Raw genomic sequence first — 21,939 nt, 5'->3', positions numbered from 1 at the left:
TCGTGTACTAAGATTAGTTCAGTTTCCACAGGGCCGGTGTATTAGCTGGCTCCCAGCTTACAATGGAAGTGTGGGGCTGGAGGCAAGTATAGGATTTGCCGCTATAGCTGACCACATCACCGACTTTGTACGCTACACCTGCCGCCCAGGCGGAACCGCCCGGCGATACTGTTGGGCTTGGTGTAGGTGTAGCTGTCGGAGCTACTGTTGCGGTTGGCGTCGGCGTTGGTGTAGGTGTTGGAGCCACCGTTGCTGTCGGCGTTGGCGCTACAGTGGCTGTTGGGCTAGCTGTCGGAGCGCCGCATGCGCTGATGAATTTCCATACACCATCAGGGCCGCTAAGATCGGGACGGTCACCTTGGGTCCACCATTTGGCCTCATAGAGCGATCCGTTGTAGGATGCACGCTGACCCTGGGTATAAATGGATGTGGCACTCCAGGCTGCAGCGCATTGTCCCGGTGTAGTAGTCGGCGTAGGTGTTACAGTTGGTGTAGCCGTAGGTGTTACCGTTGCTGTTGGTGTTGCGGTGGCAGTTGGTGTTGCTGTTGGGGAAGGGGTCGGTGTTGTGGACGGTGTCGCTGATGGCGAAGGGGTCGGCACGACGCCTCCGGCCAGATCCGCGATAAGTTTGTTCTGCAGTGTTTTGTTACGGTCGCCGCTGACCTCCCAGAACATGGCGCCGGCCAGACCCTTGGATTTCAGGTAACTGGTTTTGTAGCTGAAGGACTCCACATCGTCATAGGTGATGAAGATTCGGGTCGAAGGGTTATATAGATAAGGGACCTTGGCGGTATTATTCCAATATCGGGTGTAGCCGTTCTTGTTAATATAGTTAGCTTCAAGGTCATAGAAATCGTAGCTTCCATTCTCCCAAGTGCCTGTGCCGGAAATGCCGGCCGATACCTGATATTGTCCATTGCCTGCACTCGGTGCTCCGCCATAGCCACGACCATAGAAGGGCATACCCATTACGAGCTTGCCGGCGGGCACGCCACTTGCCAAATGAGATGTAATTGCCTTGTCGATATTGTAATTCTGCGGATCGGTAAGTCCGGACGCGCCCGCAGCCGGATCGTAGTACAGCGGAGCATTATGACCGGTGGTAGGATTCCAGCTGCCGTTAAAATCGTAGGTCATAATATTGATCCAGTCGACCACAGAGGCGATGCCAGCCATATCATTATTAGCTACATAAGACGGACCTGCGCCGGAGGCAATGGTCAGCAGATAGGTTTTGCCGTCTGCTTGCCCGGCAGCGTTCAGCTTCTCCCGTATTTTTTGCAGGAGCAGTACATAGTTCTCTCTGTCTGCAGGACGAACACTATTGCCAGACAGACCGCCGCTCACCGGGTATTCCCAGTCGAGATCGACGCCGTCCATCTTGTATTTGCGAATGAAATCAACAGCGGAGTTAGCAAATACCTCACGGGTTGCCGCCGATGCTGCTACGTCCGAGAATCGGTTCGACCAGGTCCAGCCGCCAACGGAAATGAGGGTTTTGAGGTTCGGATTGCGCTCTTTCAGCTTCCAGAGCTGCTTCAGGTTGCCCTTGATGGGATCATCCCATTTGTCATCCCCGAAGCTCTTTCCGGCATCAATCCAAGGATCGCCGAGAACAATCGTGCCGTTTGGAACATTTATAGTTTGAGCTTGCTCATTTTGACAGGTCCAGGTTACGGGATTCGGGCCGGTAGGGTCGGAATTGCCATGAATGCCATTCCAACAGATATCAGCGAACGCGTAGTTAATTACATTCATCTTGGTAGGGTCGATATCCGATACGTTATAATTGCGTGCATAGGCAGCCCACGAAGGATAATAACCAACTAGCTTGTAATCCTGTGCCGCATTGGCGGTTTTGATGTTTGCACCCAAAGCGGAGAAGAGGGTAACCAGAAGTGCTGCGACCATTCCGATGGCAAAGGTTTTGCGTGAGCTTTTTTTCTTGAATATCATTGACGAACTACCTCCCTGGTTCATGTTTGGATCGAAACCCGTACAGCAAGAAGTTCTGGCGCTCACCCCCATCGTTTTAAAAGATTCACCTTCACCCTGTTGATTTCTATCATTTAATAGGCTAATAAAATGTAGAAAGAGCCGCAAAATGATAGAGTAACCCAAATTCGCATTAATTGTAAGCGCTTCTTTTAATGCTGTGTACTTAATGTTAATTTTCCTAACTTCTGGAATGTGACGCGTCCTGTAGGGGTTGGGATAATGCTAAGAAAGACTGGAAGGGATAGGAAAAGTTGAATTAGAAGGATGATTTACATATGAAGCGGTGAAGGTAATTTCTATTTTCGGTTAAGTTTTGTTAATATGCTAGGGATAAAATTACATAATAGAGGGATAAAATTTTCAAATATATAGACTAATTCTCATAAAAACCCTTTTATTTTCTTTATGCAATAGTCATTTTTAGTAGTTCATGGTATGTTAGTTGCCCTTGTAGGTTAATTAGTGTGCATCGATGTATACCTATTCTCACTTCAAAAGGGGATTGAAGGAATCTATTAGTCTATTTGTTTTGGATTTGTTGGTTTTCGGGCCTAAACCATCTTTTTCAGATGAAAGTGCAGATCGACACATATCCCCCGAGACAAAGAAATATATATCATATGTATGCCTTAGCGACTTTTTTTTCAAAGGATGCAACGCGCTGCCAATTTTTTCGTTATAGTAGTATATAGGGAAGGTGGTGGTACCCCATGGTCATTTGGGCTATCTGGTTTATTGTGGCCGGTCTCCTGCTCGTTGTAGAAATGATGACGCTTACGTTTTATCTGCTTTGGCTATGCATTGGTGCTGTAGTCGCAGGTCTGGTCTCACTTATCGTGCCGGATGCTATTCTGCTTCAGGTTGTGCTTGGCTCGCTGGTTGCCATTGGTTTGACTGTGTTCTCCAAGCCGATTGTGGCTAGGTTTCGCAGTTCCAGAGGATTCAAGGATACAGGGACGGATATTGTCGGAAGACAGGGTATTGTTGTCGAGCCGATTGAACCGGGGCGTTATGGCCAGGTCAAGGTTGGCGGGGATACCTGGAGTGCATCCTCGTCACAGGTGCTGGATAAAGATGAAGTTGTCAGGATCATTGGAAGAAGCAGTACCATTATTGAAGTAGAACGATAGGGGGCATGTAAGGATGGAATGGGTCATTATTGGAGTTGTACTTTTTGTTGTGATTGTATTTGTAGCTTTGACGGTCAAAATTGTACCACAGCAGCGGGTGGGGGTTGTCGAGCGTCTCGGTAAATTTCACCGTCTGTTAAAACCGGGCCTGAACATCCTTATTCCAGTTATTGATCAGGTACGCACATATCATGATTTGCGGATTCAACAGGCCAATGTGCCGCCACAGACAGTGATTACGAAGGATAACGTGCAGGTGCAGATCGACACCATCATTTTCTATCAAGTTGTTGGACCAGAAGAAGCCACTTACGGCATTTCCGATTACGTCTATGGGGTGCGCAACATTTCCACGGCAACCATGCGGCAGATTATCGGTAAGCTGGAGCTGGATGAGACCTTGTCTGGCCGGGAAAAAATCTCTACCGAGATCCGGATTGCCCTTGATGAGGCGACGGAGAAATGGGGCGTGCGGATTGAGCGCGTCGAGGTTATTGACATTAAGCCACCGGTTGATATCCAGGAAGCCATGGATAAGCAAATGAAGGCGGAGCGCAGCAAGCGGGCGATCGTATTGGAAGCCGAAGCTGCCAAACAGGACATGATCCTGCGCGCGGAAGGCGACAAGCAGAGTAAGATCCTGAAGGCGGAAGGGGATAAAGAAGCTCGCATTCGCGAAGCGGAAGGTTTGCGTCAGGCGCAGGAATTGGAAGCACTCGGTGAAGCGAAGGCGATTCAAGCCGTAGCCGAAGCGGAAAAGGTTCGGATTGAGCTCCTCCGTACTGCCGGTCTGGATGAGAATGTATTGGCGTATCGCTCCTTCGAGGCTCTGACTGAAATCGCTAAGGGACCGGCGAACAAAGTGTTCCTGCCTTCTAGCACAGTAGAGACCCTGGGTAGTCTTGGGGCGATTGCTGAAGTATTCAAGGCCAGTAAGGACGGAAAGTAAGCAGATAATAGACAAAGGCTCCTTATTCCGTTAAAGTGGAAGCGAAACCGGGCAAAATAACCGGTTAAATTTCCCAAACGAGTAAGGAGAGAAGACAGTTGACACAAAGAGAAATTTCCCCGTTAGTGGAGGCGCTGGGCTTGCAGCCCCATGTCGAAGGCGGCTGGTACAAAAGGCTTTGGGTATCTTCTTTTGAAATTCCGCAGAACACGCTTGGTGAGGCTTATTCCGGTCCGCGAGGTTCGGCCTCTTCCATTTATTTTTTGCTCCATGGTGATGAAAGCTCAGATTGGCATACCGTGCTGTCTGATGAGGTTTGGCTTTGGCATTCCGGCAGTCCGATCGTCTTGAGTATTGGCGGAACCGGTGATAAGCCGGAAGACGTACAGGAAGTGATTTTGGGTACGGATATCGCAGCCGGCCAACAGCCGCAGGCGATTGTTCCGGCAGGGGCATGGCAAGCGGCCCGCACTCTTGGCGATGAGCCAGCGCTGGTGTCGTGCATTGTTTCACCAGAGTTCCATTTTGATGATTTCAAGCTGATTGAAGAGTAGGAGAGAGGCGCGGGCAGCGATTGCCCGCGTTTTTTTGTCTGTTTTTTTCATGGAGGACAATCTGCTATACTTATCTTTGGTTAGTACCAGATTCTGGAACCTGTTTTAAGGTTAAGTATGGTGAAACGAACAATACACGTTTGGAGGGTGAAGTAATGAGTACATTGAACGGACCGTTCACAGGTGGACCCACATTAAATGACGGAGCGACCATGCCGTGGCTCGGGATCGGTGTCTGGCAGACCAAGGATGGCGACGAGGTAGTTCATGCGGTGAAATCAGCACTAGAGGTAGGCTACCGTAGCATTGATACCGCGGCGGCGTACAAGAATGAAGAAGGTGTCGGACGAGGCATACGGGAAAGTGGAGTGTCGCGCGAAGAACTGTTCATCACCACCAAATTGTGGAACGGCCATCAAGGCTATGAGTCTGCGCTTCAGGCGTTCGAGGACAGCCGGCGCAAGCTGGGACTTGAGGTCATTGATCTGTATCTCATTCATTGGCCGGTTGCAGGGAAGTACCGCGAGTCATGGAAAGCGCTAATCCATCTGCAAAAAGAGGGCTTGGTCAAATCCATCGGCGTGAGTAATTTCCAAATTCATCACCTCAAGGACATTATAGAAGATACCGGGGTTGTGCCTGCCGTTAACCAGGTTGAATTCCACCCGCTGCTGACCCAGCGCGAATTGCTGAAGTATAGCCGCGAGCAGGGGATTCAACTGGAAGCCTGGAGTCCGCTGATGCAGGGGAACCTGGATCTTCCGCTGATTCAGGAACTGGCGGCGAAATACGGCAAAACGCCTGCACAGATTGTACTGCGTTGGGATATCCAACAGGGCGTAATCACTATTCCGAAATCCGTTCATGCCAACCGTATTCAGGAAAATGCAGGCATCTTTGACTTCACGCTCAGTGATGAGGATGTCAAGGCGCTGGAAGATCTGAATCAGGACAGCCGGTTTGGGCCGGACCCGGACAATTTTAATTTTTAAAATACCTTAGCTTAGCTTCGTAAAGGCATTCAATAGCTTGAATATCGTAAAATAGCAGGCTCCCAACTCGGGAACCTGCTATTTTTGCTAGGGATATCGACATGTAGCGATTAACGGATAGCTACGTTATATGTGCGGAGCCAGAGATCTACCTGTGACAGGTAGGCGAATAGCTGTGGACCGGACATCAATTGCCCGAACCAAGGCAGATTGGTAGAGGATTCTGGCGAAGCGGCAATCTCACGGATTTTAGCAGCATCAATCAAAGGAAGCAGCGGGGACGAGGCGTCATCGAGTATATTCAGCATCCGCTGGCGCACGGCATCGAGATAAGCCGGATTATGTGTTTTGGGATAGGGACTTTTCTTGCGGTAGAGCACATCATCCGGGAGGACGCCTTCCAGTGCTTTGCGCAGAATGCCTTTTTCCCGGTTGCCGACAGTTTTGATCTCCCAAGGAATATTCCAGACATACTGCACGAGCCGGTGGTCGCAATAAGGTACGCGAACCTCCAGACCCACGCCCATACTCATCCGGTCTTTGCGGTCGAGCAGGGTAGGCATGAAGCGGGTGATGTTCAGGTAAGACATAACCCGCATTTGCGCTTGCTTGCCGGTTTCCCCGGTTAAGACAGGGACTTCGGCGACCGCGTCGCTGTACCGGTCTCCCAGATATTCCAGTGGTCGAATCCATTCGCCGATTTCCGGAGACAATAATCCGGCCCGCATCTTCGGAGCTACGGACCAAGGGAAGGTGCCGGAAGAGAGCATCTCTTCCCGGTGAAACCAGGGATAGCCGCCGAAGATTTCGTCAGCCGCTTCACCCGAAATGGCCACGGTTGCCTGCTTCTTGATCTCACGGCAGAACAAATAGAGGGAAGAATCCACATCCGTCATTCCTGGCAGATCGCGAGAGTATAAGGAATTATCAAGCGCTTCGACCAGCTCGGGGGTATCAAAATTGATGTAGTGGTGGTTCGTGTTCAACTCTTCCGCCATCCGCTTGATCCAGGGACCGTCAGCACCGGGCTGGAAGGTATGGCTCTTGAAATGCTTGTCGTTGTCGACATAATCGACAGAGAAGGTGTTGATTTGCCCCTGACCGGTGCGGTTGTAGTAGTTGACGGCCAGCGCAGATAAGGCACTTGAATCCAGTCCTCCAGATAGGAGGGAGCAGACTGGTACGTCGGAAACGAGTTGGCGCTCTAGCGTATCCTGCAGCAGCTCGCGCACCTTGGCGGCAGTTTCGTTCTCATTATCTGTGTGTTCGAAGCTTTCCAGCTTCCAATAGGCATAATTGCGCAGTCCTTCCCGGCTGTAGATCATAGCGTGGCCAGGGCGAAGTTCGAACATATCCTTGTAGACCCCTTGCCCGGGAGTGCGGGCAGGGCCGATGATGAAGATTTCTGCCAGACCCTCAGGGCCCACGACGGGCTGCACTTTGGGATGCTGGAGCAGCGCTTTGGGCTCGGAGCCGAAGACAAAGACATCATCCACCTGACTGTAGAAAAGCGGCTTAACGCCAAGGCGATCACGTGCGAAGAACACCTGCTCCCGCCGGCCATCCCATATGGCAAAAGCGAAGATTCCGTTCAGCTTCTCTACAGAATCCGGTCCCCATTCAATATAGGAATGGAGGAGAACCTCGGTATCGCACTCCGTGCGGAATTGATGACCACGCACGAGCAGTTCTTTTTTCAGCTCGGGTGCATTATAGAGTTCTCCGTTATAAACAATTGCATATGGATGGTCCTCATGGCGGGTAATCATCGGCTGTGCGCCGTTCTCTGGATCAATTACGCTAAGTCTGCGATGTCCAAAAGCGACAGGTCCTGAAATCCAGGTGCCTGCTGCATCCGGCCCGCGGTTAGCTAATGTATCAGTCATTTTGACCAGTAGTCCCGAGTGCTGTGTAAGATCATCGCGCCACTGGATAAATCCGGTTATTCCGCACATGATGTTTCATCCTCTCTTTTGTGCGATTGTTGTCCTTTCTTTTTTGCCAAGTAATACAGATATATGCCGAAGCAAGGAATAAAATGTATGTCCTTATCCGAACACTAGAGAAGAGGGAAATTTGCCGGGAAGGATGGATGACAAGTGTATTATATTAAAGATGCCAAAATTCGCAGAATGACGGAATATGACGGTGCGCCATGCGCAGAGGTAGGGGTATTGCCAGGGGCTGCTGAGGATTCCGGGCTGCTTGTATATATCGTGGAGGACGAGCGCGAGGACGGGTACGAAATTGTGCGTATTGTGACGAATGATGCCAGCACTGCTACGGATTGGTTCGACAATAATCTGCACGATGCCTTTGTGGATGTGACTTCAAGTGCCTTTACCGGCAGCATTGTTATGAGCCCTGAGGAGGAACGATCCAAGTTCCAGCGAGAGCTGTTGATTTTTGGGGATTTGAAAAAGCAGCTGGAGGATCATTTTCGGGGACTCTCCTAAAAAAGAAAGCCCGGTTTCGCTTTGTCAAAGACCCGCTTAAGGCGGGTCTTTGTGCATGGTGATCTCGTGAGAGCGCCCGGAAGAAGGTGCTGATTAGATGAGAAAATGAAAAAAATATGCGTTTTCCATTGTTATGCCTTGAAAAAAAAGCTGAATAAGGTATAATAGATAACGTTGCGTTAATACATAGTCATGTCCCGGTAGCTCAGCTGGATAGAGCATGCGCCTTCTAAGCGCACGGTCGGGGGTTCGAATCCCTTCCGGGACGTCATGAAAAAGCCTTCCATATGGAAGGCTTTTTCTGTGTTATATTCCAATGTCCTATCGAGTGGAATTGATCTTTTCGGTGCATGACGTTGAAGTCATTTTCCGAATGGCGTTGTGTTTTATATAACCGTTACTTTTCTCGGGGAAGAGTACTGCCGTCAACTTACAGCTGTGGCCATATCTCTGACCATACGGCATTCAAGATTCCTTGCATATTCTCCTCTTGGCTGTTAATGGCGATGACAGCCTGCTTGTCCGGTAGGACAATACAGAACTGTCCGTAGGCTCCATCTGCCCGGTAGGCCTGATGCGTACACATCCAAAACTGGCAGCCGTAGCCTTGTCCCCAATCCGCCGGTCCATCGTTATCGATCCGCTTCCCGGTAGCATAGTCAATCCACTCGGCCGGGATCAATTGCTTACCTTCCCACTGTCCTCTTTGCAGCATAAGCTGTCCAAAACGACTCAATTCTTCTGTATTGATCACAAGCCCAGCGCAGCCGAGTGTTCTGCCAAGCGGGGTAGTCTCCCAGTAGACATCGTGGATGCCGAGCGGTGCGAACAGGCGCGGGACGAGATAGTCTTTCACAGTTTCACCTACGGCTTCTTGTATCATAGCCGAGATCATGATGGTGTCCCCACTGCTGTACATGAACTTTTCACCTGGTACACGGTCGAGCGGCAAGGATAGATAATGCTTTACCCAATCTTTCTCGGGCAAAGTGGCTCGTTCTTCCGCCCAGAATGGCGGGTTATCATGTCCTGAAGACATACGAAGTAAATCATAAAGTGTCAGCTCACCCGGCTGCATGGAGTCATCAGTGACACCGGGTAGAGGAGGATACTCGGGAAAAAGATCCTTGAGTTTGGTATCCAGTGAGAGCTTGCCTTCTTCAATGGCCAGTCCAACTGCCATAGCGGTAAAGGATTTGCTGATTGAATGCTGGATACGGCGGACATCTTCCGCGAAGGCTACTTTGCCCAGCAACTTTCCTTGTTGCAGGACACGGATGCCAAAAACATTCAGCCCGGATTCCCGGATCAGGGTTTCAAATGATGTCAAGTTGAGCATAGTTTCCCTTCTTTCTGCAAATGCTTCTATAAGTGTACAACTTGATGGAGAAACAATACAAGTGGAAACGTTTCCTGAAATAGTAAAGAAAAAAACGGAAATTAGGTTCTTCAAGCTCTTCACTAAGTTAATGGAATGAAATGATCCGAATATATAATTACATTTATTAGTTATTGACATAAATTATGATTTAAATTGAATAAAATTCTACTGAATAATTAAATCTCCACTTTTTTGATGTTAGATATTTTTGTTGACAATCCCAAAAATGATGTTCATAATGAACAAAGAAAGCGAATACAGCTAGTGAAGAGTTTCTTATTGTTATCATGGGAAACGTTTCCCATGGATTTTAGTTGTTTTCATAACCATGTTTTACGTTATGAGAATTTGATAACCGGAGTGGAGAGAAAGAACATGAATATTAAGGATATTGCCAAACTATCAGGTGTCGGCATAGCCACGGTCTCGCGGGTCATCAATAATACCGGCGTAGTCAGTGAGGCTACCAGGGCCAAGGTTATGGAAGTTGTTAAAGAGTACAACTACATTCCTAACGGAAATGCACGCAACCTGAAAAAGACACAATCCAATACGATTGCACTCATGGTTAAAGGGATTTCCAACCCGTTCTTCGCCAATATGATCAAGGAAGTTGAGCGCCAGGTCAACCTGCGCGGCTGTCCGCTCTTGATCCAGCATGTCGAAGACGGGGTGGACGAGATTAACACAGCCCTTCAACTGGTCAAGGAGAAGAATCTGTACGGAGTTATTTTCATGGGCGGTACTTATGACCACTCAGAAGAAAAGTTCAAGCAATTATCCATTCCATTCGTGCTTACGACCATCACAACGACGCAGGATGTTGATCCTTCGGTCTTTTCCAGTGTGGTCATTGACGATGTTCAGGAATCGTATAAGGCAACAAGCTATCTGATCTCGCTTGGTCATCGGAAAATTTGCTTCTTGGCCAGGTTCCCGTTGGTGCAGCATACGACTGGGAACAGACGCTTGCTGGGGTACATCAAGGCACTTGAGGAGCATGGTATTGAGTATGATCCCGCGCTGGTGGAGGATTGTGAATACAGTCCAAGTTCGGGGTTCACGGCAACCAAACGCCTGCTCAACAAGAAGAAGGAAATTACCGCTGTGTTCGCAGCATCGGATACGATTGCGATCGGGGCAGCCAAAGCGCTGCTGTCGCTCGGACTGTCCATCCCGAATGATGTGTCGATCATCGGCTTTGACGGCATTGAGATGGCCGAGTATTATCACCCATCCCTTGATACCATCAGCCAGCCTGGTGTGGACATGGCGAAAGCCAGCGTTGAAATTTTGTTTGATCTGATCTCGGGACAATCTGCGAACAAGCACACGGTATTCGAATCGGTGCTGGTTAAGCGCGGGTCTTGCAGAAAAATCAAATAAATCGGCGTCAGTATTGAATCAAAGGAGATAGCATATGGCACTTTTAACTGTTGAGACAGGTTCTCCTACCTTGAGAATGACGACCACAGTCAATATCATCTCACCCGTTGATGCCGGTACAGGATCAGGCGGAACGCTGTATCTGCTGCACGGCGCGGGTGACAATGCTAGCACATGGCACAGACTAACCACCGCAGAGCTGTATGCAAGCCAATATGGCTGCACGGTGATTATGCCTCAAGTGGGCAGAAGTTACTACACGGACATGGAGTACGGGCTAGATTACTTCCGCTATATTACACAGGAACTGCCCGAGTTCTGCGCGCGTCTGCTCAATCTTGAGACCGACCCGCAGAAGACGTTCATCGCTGGTTTGTCGATGGGCGGTTACGGTGCACTGAAATGTGCACTGACTTATCCGGAACGCTACAGCAAGGTCGTGTCCTTGTCTGGCGTCACTGATCTTCAGAAACGCTTGAATGATCCGCACATGGGCCCGGAGATGTCAAGGGAGATGATGGGGGTCTTTGGCAATGGGTTGCAGGTGAAGCCGGACCAAGATATCCGCGCGCTCGCGGACAAGCTGGTGAAGGATAACAGGGCGCTACCGGCCATTCTGACCTGCTGCGGCTCGGAGGATCCTTTTGCCGAGATGAACCGGGATTTCGCCTCATATATGGAGACGACACCTTATGATTTCAGATATGTTGAAACACCTGGAACGCATGAATGGCGATTCTGGGAGCAGCATCTGAAGACAACCTTTGATTTTCTGTATAACTAAAAGTCTCAAGTAGAGTGAGGAGATGCAATTTGAAACCCGCAGCCGCATTACCGGCAAGTAAGATGAATGACAGCAAGTTTCGGCTGTTGATGAGGGAAATATGGAAGAACAGAATGGTGTATACCCTGGTGCTTCCAGGTTTGGTCTGGTTAATTCTGTTCGCGTATCTTCCAATGGGCGGTTTGTCGTTGGCCTTCAAGGATTTTAAAGCTAATTTGGGAATATGGGGCAGTCCTTGGGTAGGATTTGAAAATTTCAAATATGTATTCCGGGACCCGGCGTTTGCTAATGCAGTCTGGCGCACACTCGCCATTAACATCGGCAAGCTGATCATTCAATTCCCGTTCCCGATTATTCTGGCACTTCTGATTAACGAACTGCGCATGACCCGTTATAAGAAAGCGCTACAGACTGTATTTACCTTCCCGAACTTCTTGTCCTGGATCGTTGTGTCCGGTGTGGTCATCAACGTTCTTTCTTATGATGGTCTGGTGAACAGCCTCATTAAATTACTCGGTGGAACAGGCATTAACTTCCTGGGTTCCGAGAAATTGTTCGTACCGATGTTGTATCTGGCAGATATTTGGAAATCAGCCGGATGGGGAGCGATTATCTTCCTGGCTGCGATTTCGGGGATTGATACGGATCAATATGAAGCCGCTCAGATTGATGGAGCTACACGTCTGCAACAAATTTTCAAAGTTACGATTCCGAACATTTTGCCGACCATTACCATTATGTTCATTCTATCTGTAGGTGGTCTGATGTCTTCCGGATTTGACCAAATCTTCAATATGGCAAATGCGGCGACTAAGAATGTCTCGGAAGTGCTGGATGTGTACATCTACCGGATTACGTTCCAGTCCGCTACGGACTTCTCGTTCTCCACCGCAGTCAGTCTGTTCCGTTCGATTGTCAACATGATATTACTGCTTCTGGCTGACAGAGCTGCCAAGCTTATGGGCGGCGACGGTTTATTCCGGTAAGAAAGGAGAGCTAAACAAATGAGCAAGAAATCCAAGGCCAAGGTAGGCAGTCAGAAGATGACGACAATGGATTATGTCATTTTCGCAATTCTGACTGTAGGTGCCTTAGCCATCCTGATTCCATTTTGGAATGTAATCATGATTTCCTTTTCCACGCAAAAGGAATATGCCGACAATCCATTGATGCTATTCCCGAAACACCCGACACTGGAGTCGTATAGAGCGCTCTTCGCGGAAGGTCTCATCGGGACAGGTTATCTGAATACAATGAAGATTCTTGTACTAGGTCTGCCGTTGAGTTTGTTCTTGACGACAAGCATGGGCTATGGCCTCAGCAGAAGCAAGTTTCCAGGTAAAAAACTGATCTTCATGCTTGTCCTGTTCACGATGATCTTCAACGGCGGGATTGTACCGCTCTATCTCATCATGAAGGACTTGCACCTGACAGGTACACTATGGTCCGTCATTTTGGCGGGAAGCTTCAGTGCCTTCAACCTGATTCTGATGTCCAACTATTTTAGCGGCCTGCCTGAATCCTTGATGGAATCGGCACGGATCGACGGAGCTGGAGAATGGAAGATTCTCTTTAGAGTCGTACTGCCATTGTCGGCACCAATCGTAGCTACAATCACGCTGTTCTATGGTGTAGCTTTCTGGAATGGCTGGTATGAAGCAATGATCTTCCTGCGAAAAGCGGACCAGATGCCATTGCAGAATGTGCTGCGATCTATCATTACGGAGGCGCAGGTCAACGCTGCTAATGCCAGCAGCTTAGGTGCTGCCGGCAAGCAGTCCTTCTCCATGGGTATGAAAATGGCGGCGGTATTCGTAACCATGGTTCCGATCATGTGTTTCTTCCCGCTGCTACAGAAGCATTTTGCTAAAGGGGTATTAACAGGGGCTATCAAGACCTAGTTTATACATGAGTAACATCAAGAGACAGATAGTCACACAAAACAGGAGGTCTATCATGAACACATTCAAAAGAAAGTCAGTCAGAACGATTTTGGCAGCTGTATTGGGCACTTCCATGGTTTTGCTGGCAGCATGCTCGAACTCGGGTAACAATGGAGCTGAAGCAGGCAACTCCGATTACGGAAATCCTACAGATGGGTACAAAAATAATCTGAATATCTCCATTGCCAGCACGATCAAGACAGCGAACTCTGATTTCGATAACGAATTTCATAAATATTTTACCGATAAATTCAACATCAAATGGGATTACAACTACGTAGAGTGGGATTCTTGGGCAGAGAAGCTGCGCCTGTGGATCAACTCTGGCGATCTGCCGGACGTAGCGAGCTGGAACTATGTTCACGGGGATGCCCTTAATTACATTGATCAAGGTCTGCTGTACAAACTTCCGGATAACTGGAAAGAGCGTTGGCCAAGCGTAGCAGCAGCTTACAAGCTGACTGGACTTGGTGACAAGCTGGAAGAATTGGTCGGCGGTACTTATGTTCTGCCAAGACCGGTATACAACGAGAACAAGCCGGCTGATCCGCTTGTGAACCAAATTGGCGTTATCGCCCTTCGTTCCGACTGGGCCAAGGCAGTAGGTTTCCCGATAAAGGATGCTTACACTACAAGTGAACTGATGGAATTTGCAAGACTGCTTAAAGAGAAAGATCCAGGCAAGGTTGGGGCGAATCTGGTTCCTATCTCCTATGATGTCAACGATGCACTGACCAACATTATTATGGCTAACAGCGCACATTCCCGTGTGGAATCTGCCTTCTACAAAGATGCGGATGGCAAATACCAATGGGGACCTGCCAACCAAGAAACGCTGACAGGCTTAAAGGATCTGCAACAAGCGTATAAAGAAGGCCTGCTGCACCCAGAGTTCTACACTTGGAAGAATGGTGAAGCCAACCAAAAGTTCAATGTTAACGGTGTATCCGGGATTACTAGTCTTGGAGGTCTGGCTTCCTACAGAAAAGACATGGATCAAAGACTGAAGGATAACCTCGGCTTGAACAGCGATGATGTCGTGCATACCGCTATCGTACTTGGTGATGACGGTAAATATCGCAACCTGGAGCAAGTTAACTTCTGGTCTGCTGTAATCTTCTCGCCAAACATCAGCAAAGAGAAATTCGAGCGCATCATGGACTTCATGGAATACACAACAGCCAAAGAAGGCAACTTGATTGTTAACATGGGCTTTGAAGGAAAAGACTGGAAGTATGGTGACAATCAGGAGCTAGTGAGCCTTCTTCCTGAAGGACAAACGCTGGATAAGAAATATCCAAACCGTTTTGAAGGACTGTATGTCCTGGCGGATGACTTCAGTATCGTGAATCCTGGTATCAAGAAAGAATACCGTGAGCGTTCAGTGCAATTGTTCAAGGAAAAAGCTGAACTTGGAATGAAAGATAAATCACTTGCTGATTACGATTGGGATTTCCAGCTGTATGATTCCAAAGCCAAGAACCAGGCGTCCTTCGACTATGCTACCGAATATACGAACCTGATTCTGCAACCAGGTGATCTTGAAAAGAACTGGAAAGATTGGGTTAACAGCAAAATGTCACTTGTACAACCTGTTCTTGATGAATTGAACAACTTGAAAAAGTAATTCCTGCCCCATGCGCGGAGGAACCAAGCGTGGTTAGTATCTTTAATTAATCGTGCGGACGGGAAAGTGTTGATTCCCGTCTTCCCGGGCTCGCCCGGGCCGAACCGCTACAGAACCCGGGTGCGAATTGCTGCACCCGGGTTCTTCCATTAGACATTATATATAGAAATCATACAACGGGGGATTTGAAATGGACGATCGGCAACTGGTCATCTTGTTAAATCAGATGACACTTGAGGAGAAGATTGCTCAATTACAACAGCTAGCCGCTAACTTCTATGAAGGGGCGGAGAGCGGAGGGCAGATTACTGGCCCGATGGAAGCAATGGGCATGACGGATCAAATGATAGAGAGCAGTGGTTCTGTGCTTGGTCTGGCAGGGGCGGAGCAAGTGATTGCCGTGCAGAAAGCTCATCTGCGTAAGAACAGACTGGGCATTCCGCTGCTGATGATGGCTGATATCGTTCACGGCTTCAAGACTATTTTCCCGGTGCCACTAGCTATTGGCTGTTCCTGGGATTTGGAAGAAGCGGAGCGGAGCGCAGCTGTTGCTGCTAAGGAAGCTGCAGTCTCAGGTGTACATGTGACCTATGCGCCGATGGCTGACCTGGTGCGTGACCCGCGTTGGGGAAGAGTGATGGAGTCCACGGGAGAGGACCCGCATCTGAATAGTCTGTTCGCCCGCGCGTTTGTGCGCGGCTTTCAGGGTAGCGATCTGGCAGGAGATAAGGACCGTGTGGCGGCTTGCATTAAGCATTTTGCCGCTTATGGACTCTCTGAAGCTGGGCGTGATTACAATTCGGTAGATTTGTCTGAACGCCATATGCGTGAATATTATTTGCCGGCCTATCGTGCGGCGCTGGATGAAGGCTGTGAAATGGTGATGACCTCGTTCAATACCATTGACGGGATTCCGGCCAGCGGAAATGTGAAGCTGCTGCGCGAACTGCTGCGTGAAGAATGGGGCTTTGACGGGATCCTGATCTCCGATTGGGGCGCAGTGAAGGAACTGATCCCGCATGGTGTTGCTGAGGATGAAGCCGAGGCAGCTCTGAAGGCTATACGCGCCGGCGTGGATATTGAAATGATGACGGCTTGTTATGTACACCAATTGCCTGCTCTTGTGCGGGACGGCCTGGTGGATGAGAAGCTGATTGATGAGTCTGTACTGCGCATTCTGAAGCTGAAGCAGAAGCTGGGATTGTTCGAGAATCCTTATCGTGCTGCTGATCCAGAGGCTGAGCGTGAGGTAGTGTTCTGTGAGGAGCACCGTACAGCCGCACGTGAGCTGGCTGTTAAATCCAGTGTGCTCTTGAAGAATGATGGGGTGTTACCTCTCTCGGGAGACCAGAAGGTGGCCCTGATTGGTCCATTCGCCCGCAGCGGTGACATTCTTGGTCCATGGTCCTGGACGGGCTCCATGGAGGATGCCGTGAAGCTGGAGACAGCGATGACCGCACGGATTGGCGCGGATCATATAACCGTAGCTGAAGGCTCAGGGATAGAGACTATGACTGAAGAGCAATGGCAGGAGGCGGAAGCCGCTGCGCTGGCTGCAGATGTTATCGTGCTGGCACTCGGGGAAAGCTCCGAAATGAGCGGTGAAGCGGGCAGCCGTGCCGATATCCGTCTTCCGGAAGCGCAAAGAGAATTGCTGCTTCGCCTGAAGGCACTAGACAAGCCAATCGCTGTCGTGCTATTCAATGGCCGTCCCCTGGATCTCGGCGGTGTGTATGAGACTGCAGACGCCATCTTGGAAGCCTGGTTCCCGGGCAGTGAAGGAGGCGCGGCAATTACAAGCTTGCTCTACGGCGATGAGAATCCTTCAGGACGGCTCAGTATGTCCTTCCCGGTATCGGTGGGGCAAATCCCGGTATACTATAACCATTTCAACACAGGTCGTCCTGTGGATTCGCCGGATGCGGATGGACGTTATGTCTCGCAATATCTCGATATTCCGAATGAACCACTGCTGCCGTTTGGCTATGGTCTTAGTTATACAACCTTTACTTATAGCGAACCGGTCGTATCCTCAGGGATCATGTCCCAGGATCAGCCCCTTAAGGTGTCAGTGACTGTCACTAATACCGGAACTGTTGCTGGCCAAGACATTGTTCAGCTTTACATTAGAGATATTTCAGGCGAAGTAGTAAGACCTGTTAAGGAACTGAAGGACTTTGCCAAAGTTAGTCTCCTGCCTGGAGAGAGCAGAGAGGTTCACTTCACACTTACAGAAGAACAGCTTCGCTATCACCATAGTGATCTCAGCTTTGTTAGTGATCCGGGACAATTCCAATTGTTCGTCGGTCCAAACAGCCGAGATGTGAAAAGCCACAGCTTCCGCCTGGAGAAGGCTGCAGTAGAAAATATACGGCATGTGCTGTCGTAAAGGATAGGAGTGATCAGGAATGACAACTAACAACACTAACATCTCCCTGAGTACTGGAGAACTGTCGTTTACTTTTCTGAATAGCGGGGATGTATTTAAAGCTTCATACGGACGGACGATGATCAACCAGCTTTTATCAAACTTGCTGGATGGCTCGCTGTCCAACCTCTACCTGCGTTTGCACAGTAACGAGGGTATTCAAGCTTTTCCATTACTTGGCATCCGTTCTTCCAGCACGGTTCGTCAGGACGGCAACCGTGTAGTTTGGGAAGGCAAAGCCGGACATGTGGAATATCAAGTAGTCTTCACCTTGGGTTCGGACAGTATCTGGTTCTGGGATGTAAAACTGACAGGTAGCGATGTTGAGGTTGATCTGGTGTACGGCCAGGATGTCGGTATTGCTGATATCGGCGCGGTTCGCAGCAATGAAGCTTATTTGTCGCAATATATTGACCATGCGGTATTCGAAGATAGCACTAAAGGTTACGTTGTTTGCTCCAGACAAAACCAGCCGCAAGGCGGGAAATTCCCGTATCTACAGCAAGGTTCTCTAACCGGAGCGACCGGATTCTCGACGGACGGATTCCAATTCTTCGGCCTGTCCTATAAGGAGACGAATGAACCGGAATCTTTAAGCCGCGAGAAACTGGCGAATGAAGTATATCAATATGAGTTTGCCTATACGGCGCTGCAATCCGCACGGGTGAAGCTGGACGGAAATGCCCGCTTTGTCTTCTATGGTTTGTTCAAGGAGAATCACCAGGATGCAGTGACTGGACTGGAATTTGAAGATGAGATCACTGTCGCATGGAATACGGTAAAAGATGCCGAAGTCCAAGGCGGAGCAGTGGCTGAACGTCCTGCCTTAACGTCTGAGCTAGGAGCGCCGCTGGCTGCTCTGTCGTTGACTACGGAAGAAATCAATGCCTTGTATCCGGTTCGTCATCAAGAAGAGTGGGAGGGGGATACCCTATTGTCCTTCTTCACGGATACTTATGAGCATGTAGTCTTGAAGGAAAAAGAACTGCTCGTAGAACGTCCGCATGGTCATATTCTGATGAGCGGCGACAACGCGCGCCTCAACGATAAGGTCATTACAACTACTTCTTATATGTACGGGATTTTCAATTCTCAGGTCGTTATCGGCAACACGAATTTCAACAAGCTGATGACCAATCCTAGAAATGCGCTGAATATTGCTAAAACATCAGGTCAGCGGATTTATGTACAAATCGATGGGCAGTACAGACTGTTGACTATGCCGTCCCTGTTCGAAATCGGCTTCAACTATGCCCGTTGGCATTACAAGACCGAGAATGAGGTCTTCATCATTACGAACTACACGACAGCGAATGAACCTGAGCTGTTGCTGAATGTTCGGGCAGAGAGCGGTACAGCCTATCGTTATTTGGTAACGAATCAGATTACAATGAATGTTAACGAATATGAACTGGCTTACAAAGTGAAGCAGGAGAATGGCAGCATCATCTTCCAGGCTGACAGCGAATCGCTAAGTTCTGACGTATATCCTGAGCTGCAGTACCGTTTCCAATTGCAAGGTGCTGAGCTGTCGTTGACCGATGAGTCCAAGCTGGTTAGCGGTGTTGCTCCTGAGAAGGCACCATTAGCTGTTTTGGAACTGTCGTCTAGTGCAGAATGGACCCTGAGTATTCAAGGTTTGCTGGACGGACAAGCTCTACCTGAACGTCAAACAACAGTGGAAACAGAAATTGCTTCCTATCGTGAATTCTATACCGGTGTTATGAACGGGTTCCATCTGAGCAATAAAAACGGAGAAGAAGGCGAACTGTTCAAAGTAAACGCGCTTGCTTGGTGGTACACGCATAATATGCTGGTTCACTATTCCGTTCCGCATGGTCTGGAGCAGTACGGCGGCGCGGCATGGGGAACACGTGACGTCTGCCAAGGCCCTGTTGAATACTTCATGGCTACGCACAAGTATGAGCAAGTTCGTGAGATCATCTTGACCATCTTCGCTCACCAATATGAGGATGATGGCAACTGGCCGCAATGGTTCATGTTCGATAAGTATACGAAGATTCAACAGGAAGAGAGCCATGGCGATATTATCGTTTGGCCGCTCAAAGTATTGGGAGATTACCTGGCGGTTACTCGTGATTATGGAATCCTGCAGGAGCAGCTTCCATACACCCGCAAGCATAGCTTCGACTTCACGCAGGAGACTGAAAGCCTGCTGGATCATGCCCGCAAAGAAATCGGTTATATCCAAAGCCATTTCCTGCATGACACCCATCTATCCTCCTACGGCGACGGGGACTGGGATGATACGTTGCAGCCTGCGAACCCGCAGCTCAAGCAATACATGGTGAGCAGCTGGACGGTTGCTCTGACCTATCAGACGCTGAACCGCTTCTCCAAAGTGTTGGAGACAGTTGATGCAGGTATTGCACAGGAACTTGGCAAGTTGGCTGAAGGCATCCGTGAAGATTTCAACACGCATATGCTGCAATCCGAAGTTATCCCTGGCTTCCTCTACATGGAAGACCCGGAACAAGTGAAGCTGATGGTGCATCCTAGTGACACCGAAACAGGGATTCAATATCGTCTCCTGCCGATGACTCGCAGCATGATCAGTGAATTGTTGACGCCTGAACAGGCTGAAGCGCATTATGCGGTGATTCAGGATAAATTGTTCTGTCCTGACGGCGTGCGGTTGATGAACCGTCCGGCTCAATATGTCGGCGGAGTTAGTAAGCACTTCAAACGTGCAGAACAGGCTTCGAACTTCGGCCGCGAAATCGGACTTCAATATGTGCATGCACATATCCGTTACGTGGAAGCGATGGCTAAGCTGGGCAAGAATGATCAGGTCTGGAGTGGACTGGCTGCCATCAACCCGATTGGTATCCGTGATGTAGTACCAAATGCTGAATTGCGCCAAGCGAATTCTTACTTCAGCAGCTCGGACGGTAAATTCAATACTCGTTACGAAGCGCAAGAAGGCTTTGACAAGCTGCGTACCGGTGAGGTTCCGGTAAAAGGCGGCTGGAGAATTTATTCCAGCGGTCCTGGGATCTATATGAACCAGCTGATCTCCAACGCCCTTGGTATTCGCCAAGAAGGCGGGGATCTGATCCTAGATCCGATCCTGCCGGAGTCACTTGACGGCATGAAGTTTACTTTTGAATACGCTGGAGCCAAAGTGGACTTCATCTATCATCTGACAGGTGGAGATATTTCGCGAGTTACCGTGAACGGCAACGATGTTGCTACCAAAGACAACCACAACCGCTACCGCAGCGGCGGTGTCCGCATCGATCGTAAAGACTATGACCAGTTCAGCAAAGCTGAGGGCAATGTCGTAGAGATCTACCTGTAAAAAGCATGCTATAGTGCGATTAACGGCATTTTCGTACCTTAAATCATCTACAGCTAGGGGGGAGTGGGAATTAAGTGCAATATTGTACCTTAAATTTTCTAAAATAGCCCATCTAGTGTGCTTTTTCGAAAAATAAGATACAATTATGACCTTATTTCCCTCATTTACCTATATTGAAGAAAAATAAGGTGCAAAAATGCTGTTAGTTGGGGAGGGAGCCCTCTTTTCACTGTAAAGACGACTGGTGAAGGGAAATATAGCGCTTCTAGTGGTTGAAATCTGTCGACAGACAGTCTATGAACCGGTGCTAGCTCTCCTATGAAAAGCATCCAGGCGAGAGCTATGTGCCTGTAGTTCCAAACGTCCCTGTTCGCTCAGCTTCGCTTTTGTTAATTTCTTTTGTTTGACTTATATATAACTAAAAAAGAGGCGATTCCTGGCTGACCAGCCGGAATTGCCTCTTTTTTGTTCATCTATATAAATTAGAAAACTAAGTTAGATCAAAGTTTGTTGGGAATACATCTTCGAATCGATCTTGCTTTTCATATATATTATCCAAAGTCTCTGCGATAAGATCGGGATTTCCAGCCGTCCGGATTGTATAAAGGTTCTAATTGGGAGGCGTGCTACAAATATGCCTTACGAATCATGTTCTTGCCGCTGAAGCCGGGGATGACATTGGGTTAATCAGAATTTGAGGGTGCTCTGAAGGATCCATCAATAGCTCGTTCGGGTTATTTTTATGATGTTCACGTAGTTGTCGGAAAGAGTTGATCCTTTCTTGAACGTTTAAAGACGAAGTCGTGACCTTAATTGAATTGCTTCAAACCGAAGATATAATAATTTTAAATATCAGGAATCGTAATACGGGATGCAGGGAAGCTTTTTGTCTATCTTGTGAAAAAAATCTCTATTAGTTCATTACGAGTTCAAAAAAGGGTTTATGAATGAAATAGAACGGAGACGCTGAGTAGCATAATTCTGATAT

The 21,939-nt window shown here is 48.7% G+C and carries 15 protein-coding genes and 1 tRNA gene; 13 read left to right on the top strand and 3 right to left on the bottom strand.

Annotated elements, in window-relative coordinates:
• Positions 1-13: 13 nt before the first annotated feature.
• The gene (locus ACFVU8_RS22110) at positions 14-1,957 is read right to left on the bottom strand and encodes a glycosyl hydrolase family 18 protein (RefSeq protein ID WP_387430233.1); all 1,944 of its coding nucleotides are present in this window, start codon (positions 1,955-1,957) and stop codon (positions 14-16) included.
• 752 nt (positions 1,958-2,709) lie between these two features.
• On the opposite strand from ACFVU8_RS22110, the gene ACFVU8_RS22105 reads away from it, so the two are divergent.
• From ACFVU8_RS22105 to ACFVU8_RS22090, 4 genes are all read left to right on the top strand, one after another.
• The gene (locus ACFVU8_RS22105; protein ID WP_379469233.1) at positions 2,710-3,129 is read left to right on the top strand and encodes an NfeD family protein; all 420 of its coding nucleotides are present in this window, start codon (positions 2,710-2,712) and stop codon (positions 3,127-3,129) included.
• Positions 3,130-3,142: 13 nt separating this feature from the next.
• The gene (locus tag ACFVU8_RS22100) at positions 3,143-4,078 is read left to right on the top strand and encodes an SPFH domain-containing protein (protein WP_175370971.1); all 936 of its coding nucleotides are present in this window, start codon (positions 3,143-3,145) and stop codon (positions 4,076-4,078) included.
• A gap of 98 nt (positions 4,079-4,176) precedes the next feature.
• Positions 4,177-4,632 (top strand): cupin domain-containing protein, encoded by a 456-nt coding sequence (locus tag ACFVU8_RS22095; RefSeq protein ID WP_175370972.1) that lies wholly within the window; start codon positions 4,177-4,179, stop codon positions 4,630-4,632.
• 155 nt (positions 4,633-4,787) lie between these two features.
• On the top strand, positions 4,788-5,624 hold the full coding sequence (locus tag ACFVU8_RS22090; RefSeq protein ID WP_175370973.1) for an aldo/keto reductase: 837 nt from the start codon (positions 4,788-4,790) through the stop codon (positions 5,622-5,624).
• Between the two features lie 110 nt (positions 5,625-5,734).
• Here ACFVU8_RS22090 and asnB read toward each other — a convergent pair whose 3' ends face one another.
• Positions 5,735-7,579, bottom strand: a complete 1,845-nt coding sequence (gene asnB / locus ACFVU8_RS22085) for an asparagine synthase (glutamine-hydrolyzing) (protein WP_379469229.1) — start codon at positions 7,577-7,579, stop codon at positions 5,735-5,737.
• Positions 7,580-7,723: 144 nt separating this feature from the next.
• Here asnB and ACFVU8_RS22080 point away from each other — a divergent pair, with 144 nt between their 5' ends.
• Together ACFVU8_RS22080 and ACFVU8_RS22075 are read left to right on the top strand one after the other, a co-directional pair.
• A complete protein-coding gene (locus ACFVU8_RS22080; RefSeq protein ID WP_387430231.1) occupies positions 7,724-8,080 on the top strand; it encodes a hypothetical protein in 357 nt (118 codons plus the stop codon).
• 194 nt (positions 8,081-8,274) lie between these two features.
• Positions 8,275-8,348 (top strand) — tRNA-Arg (locus ACFVU8_RS22075).
• Between the two features lie 162 nt (positions 8,349-8,510).
• Here ACFVU8_RS22075 and ACFVU8_RS22070 read toward each other — a convergent pair.
• Positions 8,511-9,419: a serine hydrolase domain-containing protein gene (locus ACFVU8_RS22070; RefSeq protein WP_387430229.1), complete on the bottom strand. Its 909-nt coding sequence runs from the start codon at positions 9,417-9,419 to the stop codon at positions 8,511-8,513.
• A gap of 417 nt (positions 9,420-9,836) precedes the next feature.
• Between ACFVU8_RS22070 and ACFVU8_RS22065 the strand changes: the two genes are divergently transcribed.
• The 7 genes from ACFVU8_RS22065 (at position 9,837) to ACFVU8_RS22035 (ending at position 20,951) form a co-directional block, all read left to right on the top strand.
• Positions 9,837-10,847 (top strand): LacI family DNA-binding transcriptional regulator, encoded by a 1,011-nt coding sequence (locus ACFVU8_RS22065; RefSeq protein WP_066376773.1) that lies wholly within the window; start codon positions 9,837-9,839, stop codon positions 10,845-10,847.
• 34 nt (positions 10,848-10,881) lie between these two features.
• Entirely contained in the window at positions 10,882-11,631 is a 750-nt protein-coding gene (locus ACFVU8_RS22060) for an alpha/beta hydrolase (protein WP_379469222.1), read from the top strand.
• 29 nt (positions 11,632-11,660) lie between these two features.
• The gene (locus ACFVU8_RS22055; protein WP_066376776.1) at positions 11,661-12,617 is read left to right on the top strand and encodes an ABC transporter permease; all 957 of its coding nucleotides are present in this window, start codon (positions 11,661-11,663) and stop codon (positions 12,615-12,617) included.
• A gap of 18 nt (positions 12,618-12,635) precedes the next feature.
• Entirely contained in the window at positions 12,636-13,532 is an 897-nt protein-coding gene (locus ACFVU8_RS22050; protein ID WP_175370978.1) for a carbohydrate ABC transporter permease, read from the top strand.
• 55 nt (positions 13,533-13,587) lie between these two features.
• On the top strand, positions 13,588-15,201 hold the full coding sequence (locus tag ACFVU8_RS22045) for an extracellular solute-binding protein (protein ID WP_379469219.1): 1,614 nt from the start codon (positions 13,588-13,590) through the stop codon (positions 15,199-15,201).
• A 190-nt stretch (positions 15,202-15,391) separates the two neighbouring features.
• Positions 15,392-17,590 carry a beta-glucosidase BglX gene (bglX, locus tag ACFVU8_RS22040; protein WP_387430227.1) on the top strand — a complete coding sequence of 733 codons (2,199 nt, stop codon included), beginning with the start codon at positions 15,392-15,394 and terminating at the stop codon, positions 17,588-17,590.
• 19 nt (positions 17,591-17,609) lie between these two features.
• Positions 17,610-20,951, top strand: coding sequence for a GH36-type glycosyl hydrolase domain-containing protein (locus ACFVU8_RS22035; protein WP_387430225.1), 3,342 nt, complete (start codon positions 17,610-17,612; stop codon positions 20,949-20,951).
• The last annotated feature ends 988 nt before the right edge of the window (positions 20,952-21,939 follow it).

The organism is Paenibacillus sp. NPDC058177 (assembly GCF_042883835.1).
GTDB classification, from domain to species: Bacteria; Bacillota; Bacilli; order Paenibacillales; family Paenibacillaceae; genus Paenibacillus_AQ; species Paenibacillus_AQ agri.
The sequence above is the reverse complement of the archived record's forward strand: the minus strand, read 5'-3'. Positions and strand labels throughout refer to the sequence as shown.

Excerpts from the sequence above, each read along its gene's own strand:
- ACFVU8_RS22060 (WP_379469222.1), top strand. The coding sequence starts at position 10,882 with ATGGCACTTTTAACTGTTGAGACAGGTTCTCCTACCTTGAGAATGACG.
- ACFVU8_RS22090 (WP_175370973.1), top strand. The coding sequence starts at position 4,788 with ATGAGTACATTGAACGGACCGTTCACAGGTGGACCCACATTAAATGAC.
- ACFVU8_RS22105 (WP_379469233.1), top strand. The coding sequence starts at position 2,710 with ATGGTCATTTGGGCTATCTGGTTTATTGTGGCCGGTCTCCTGCTCGTT.
- ACFVU8_RS22110 (WP_387430233.1), bottom strand. The coding sequence starts at position 1,957 with ATGATATTCAAGAAAAAAAGCTCACGCAAAACCTTTGCCATCGGAATG.
- ACFVU8_RS22100 (WP_175370971.1), top strand. The coding sequence starts at position 3,143 with ATGGAATGGGTCATTATTGGAGTTGTACTTTTTGTTGTGATTGTATTT.
- asnB (WP_379469229.1), bottom strand. The coding sequence starts at position 7,579 with ATGTGCGGAATAACCGGATTTATCCAGTGGCGCGATGATCTTACACAG.
- ACFVU8_RS22050 (WP_175370978.1), top strand. The coding sequence starts at position 12,636 with ATGAGCAAGAAATCCAAGGCCAAGGTAGGCAGTCAGAAGATGACGACA.
- ACFVU8_RS22065 (WP_066376773.1), top strand. The coding sequence starts at position 9,837 with ATGAATATTAAGGATATTGCCAAACTATCAGGTGTCGGCATAGCCACG.
- ACFVU8_RS22070 (WP_387430229.1), bottom strand. The coding sequence starts at position 9,419 with ATGCTCAACTTGACATCATTTGAAACCCTGATCCGGGAATCCGGGCTG.
- ACFVU8_RS22045 (WP_379469219.1), top strand. The coding sequence starts at position 13,588 with ATGAACACATTCAAAAGAAAGTCAGTCAGAACGATTTTGGCAGCTGTA.
- ACFVU8_RS22035 (WP_387430225.1), top strand. The coding sequence starts at position 17,610 with ATGACAACTAACAACACTAACATCTCCCTGAGTACTGGAGAACTGTCG.
- bglX (WP_387430227.1), top strand. The coding sequence starts at position 15,392 with ATGGACGATCGGCAACTGGTCATCTTGTTAAATCAGATGACACTTGAG.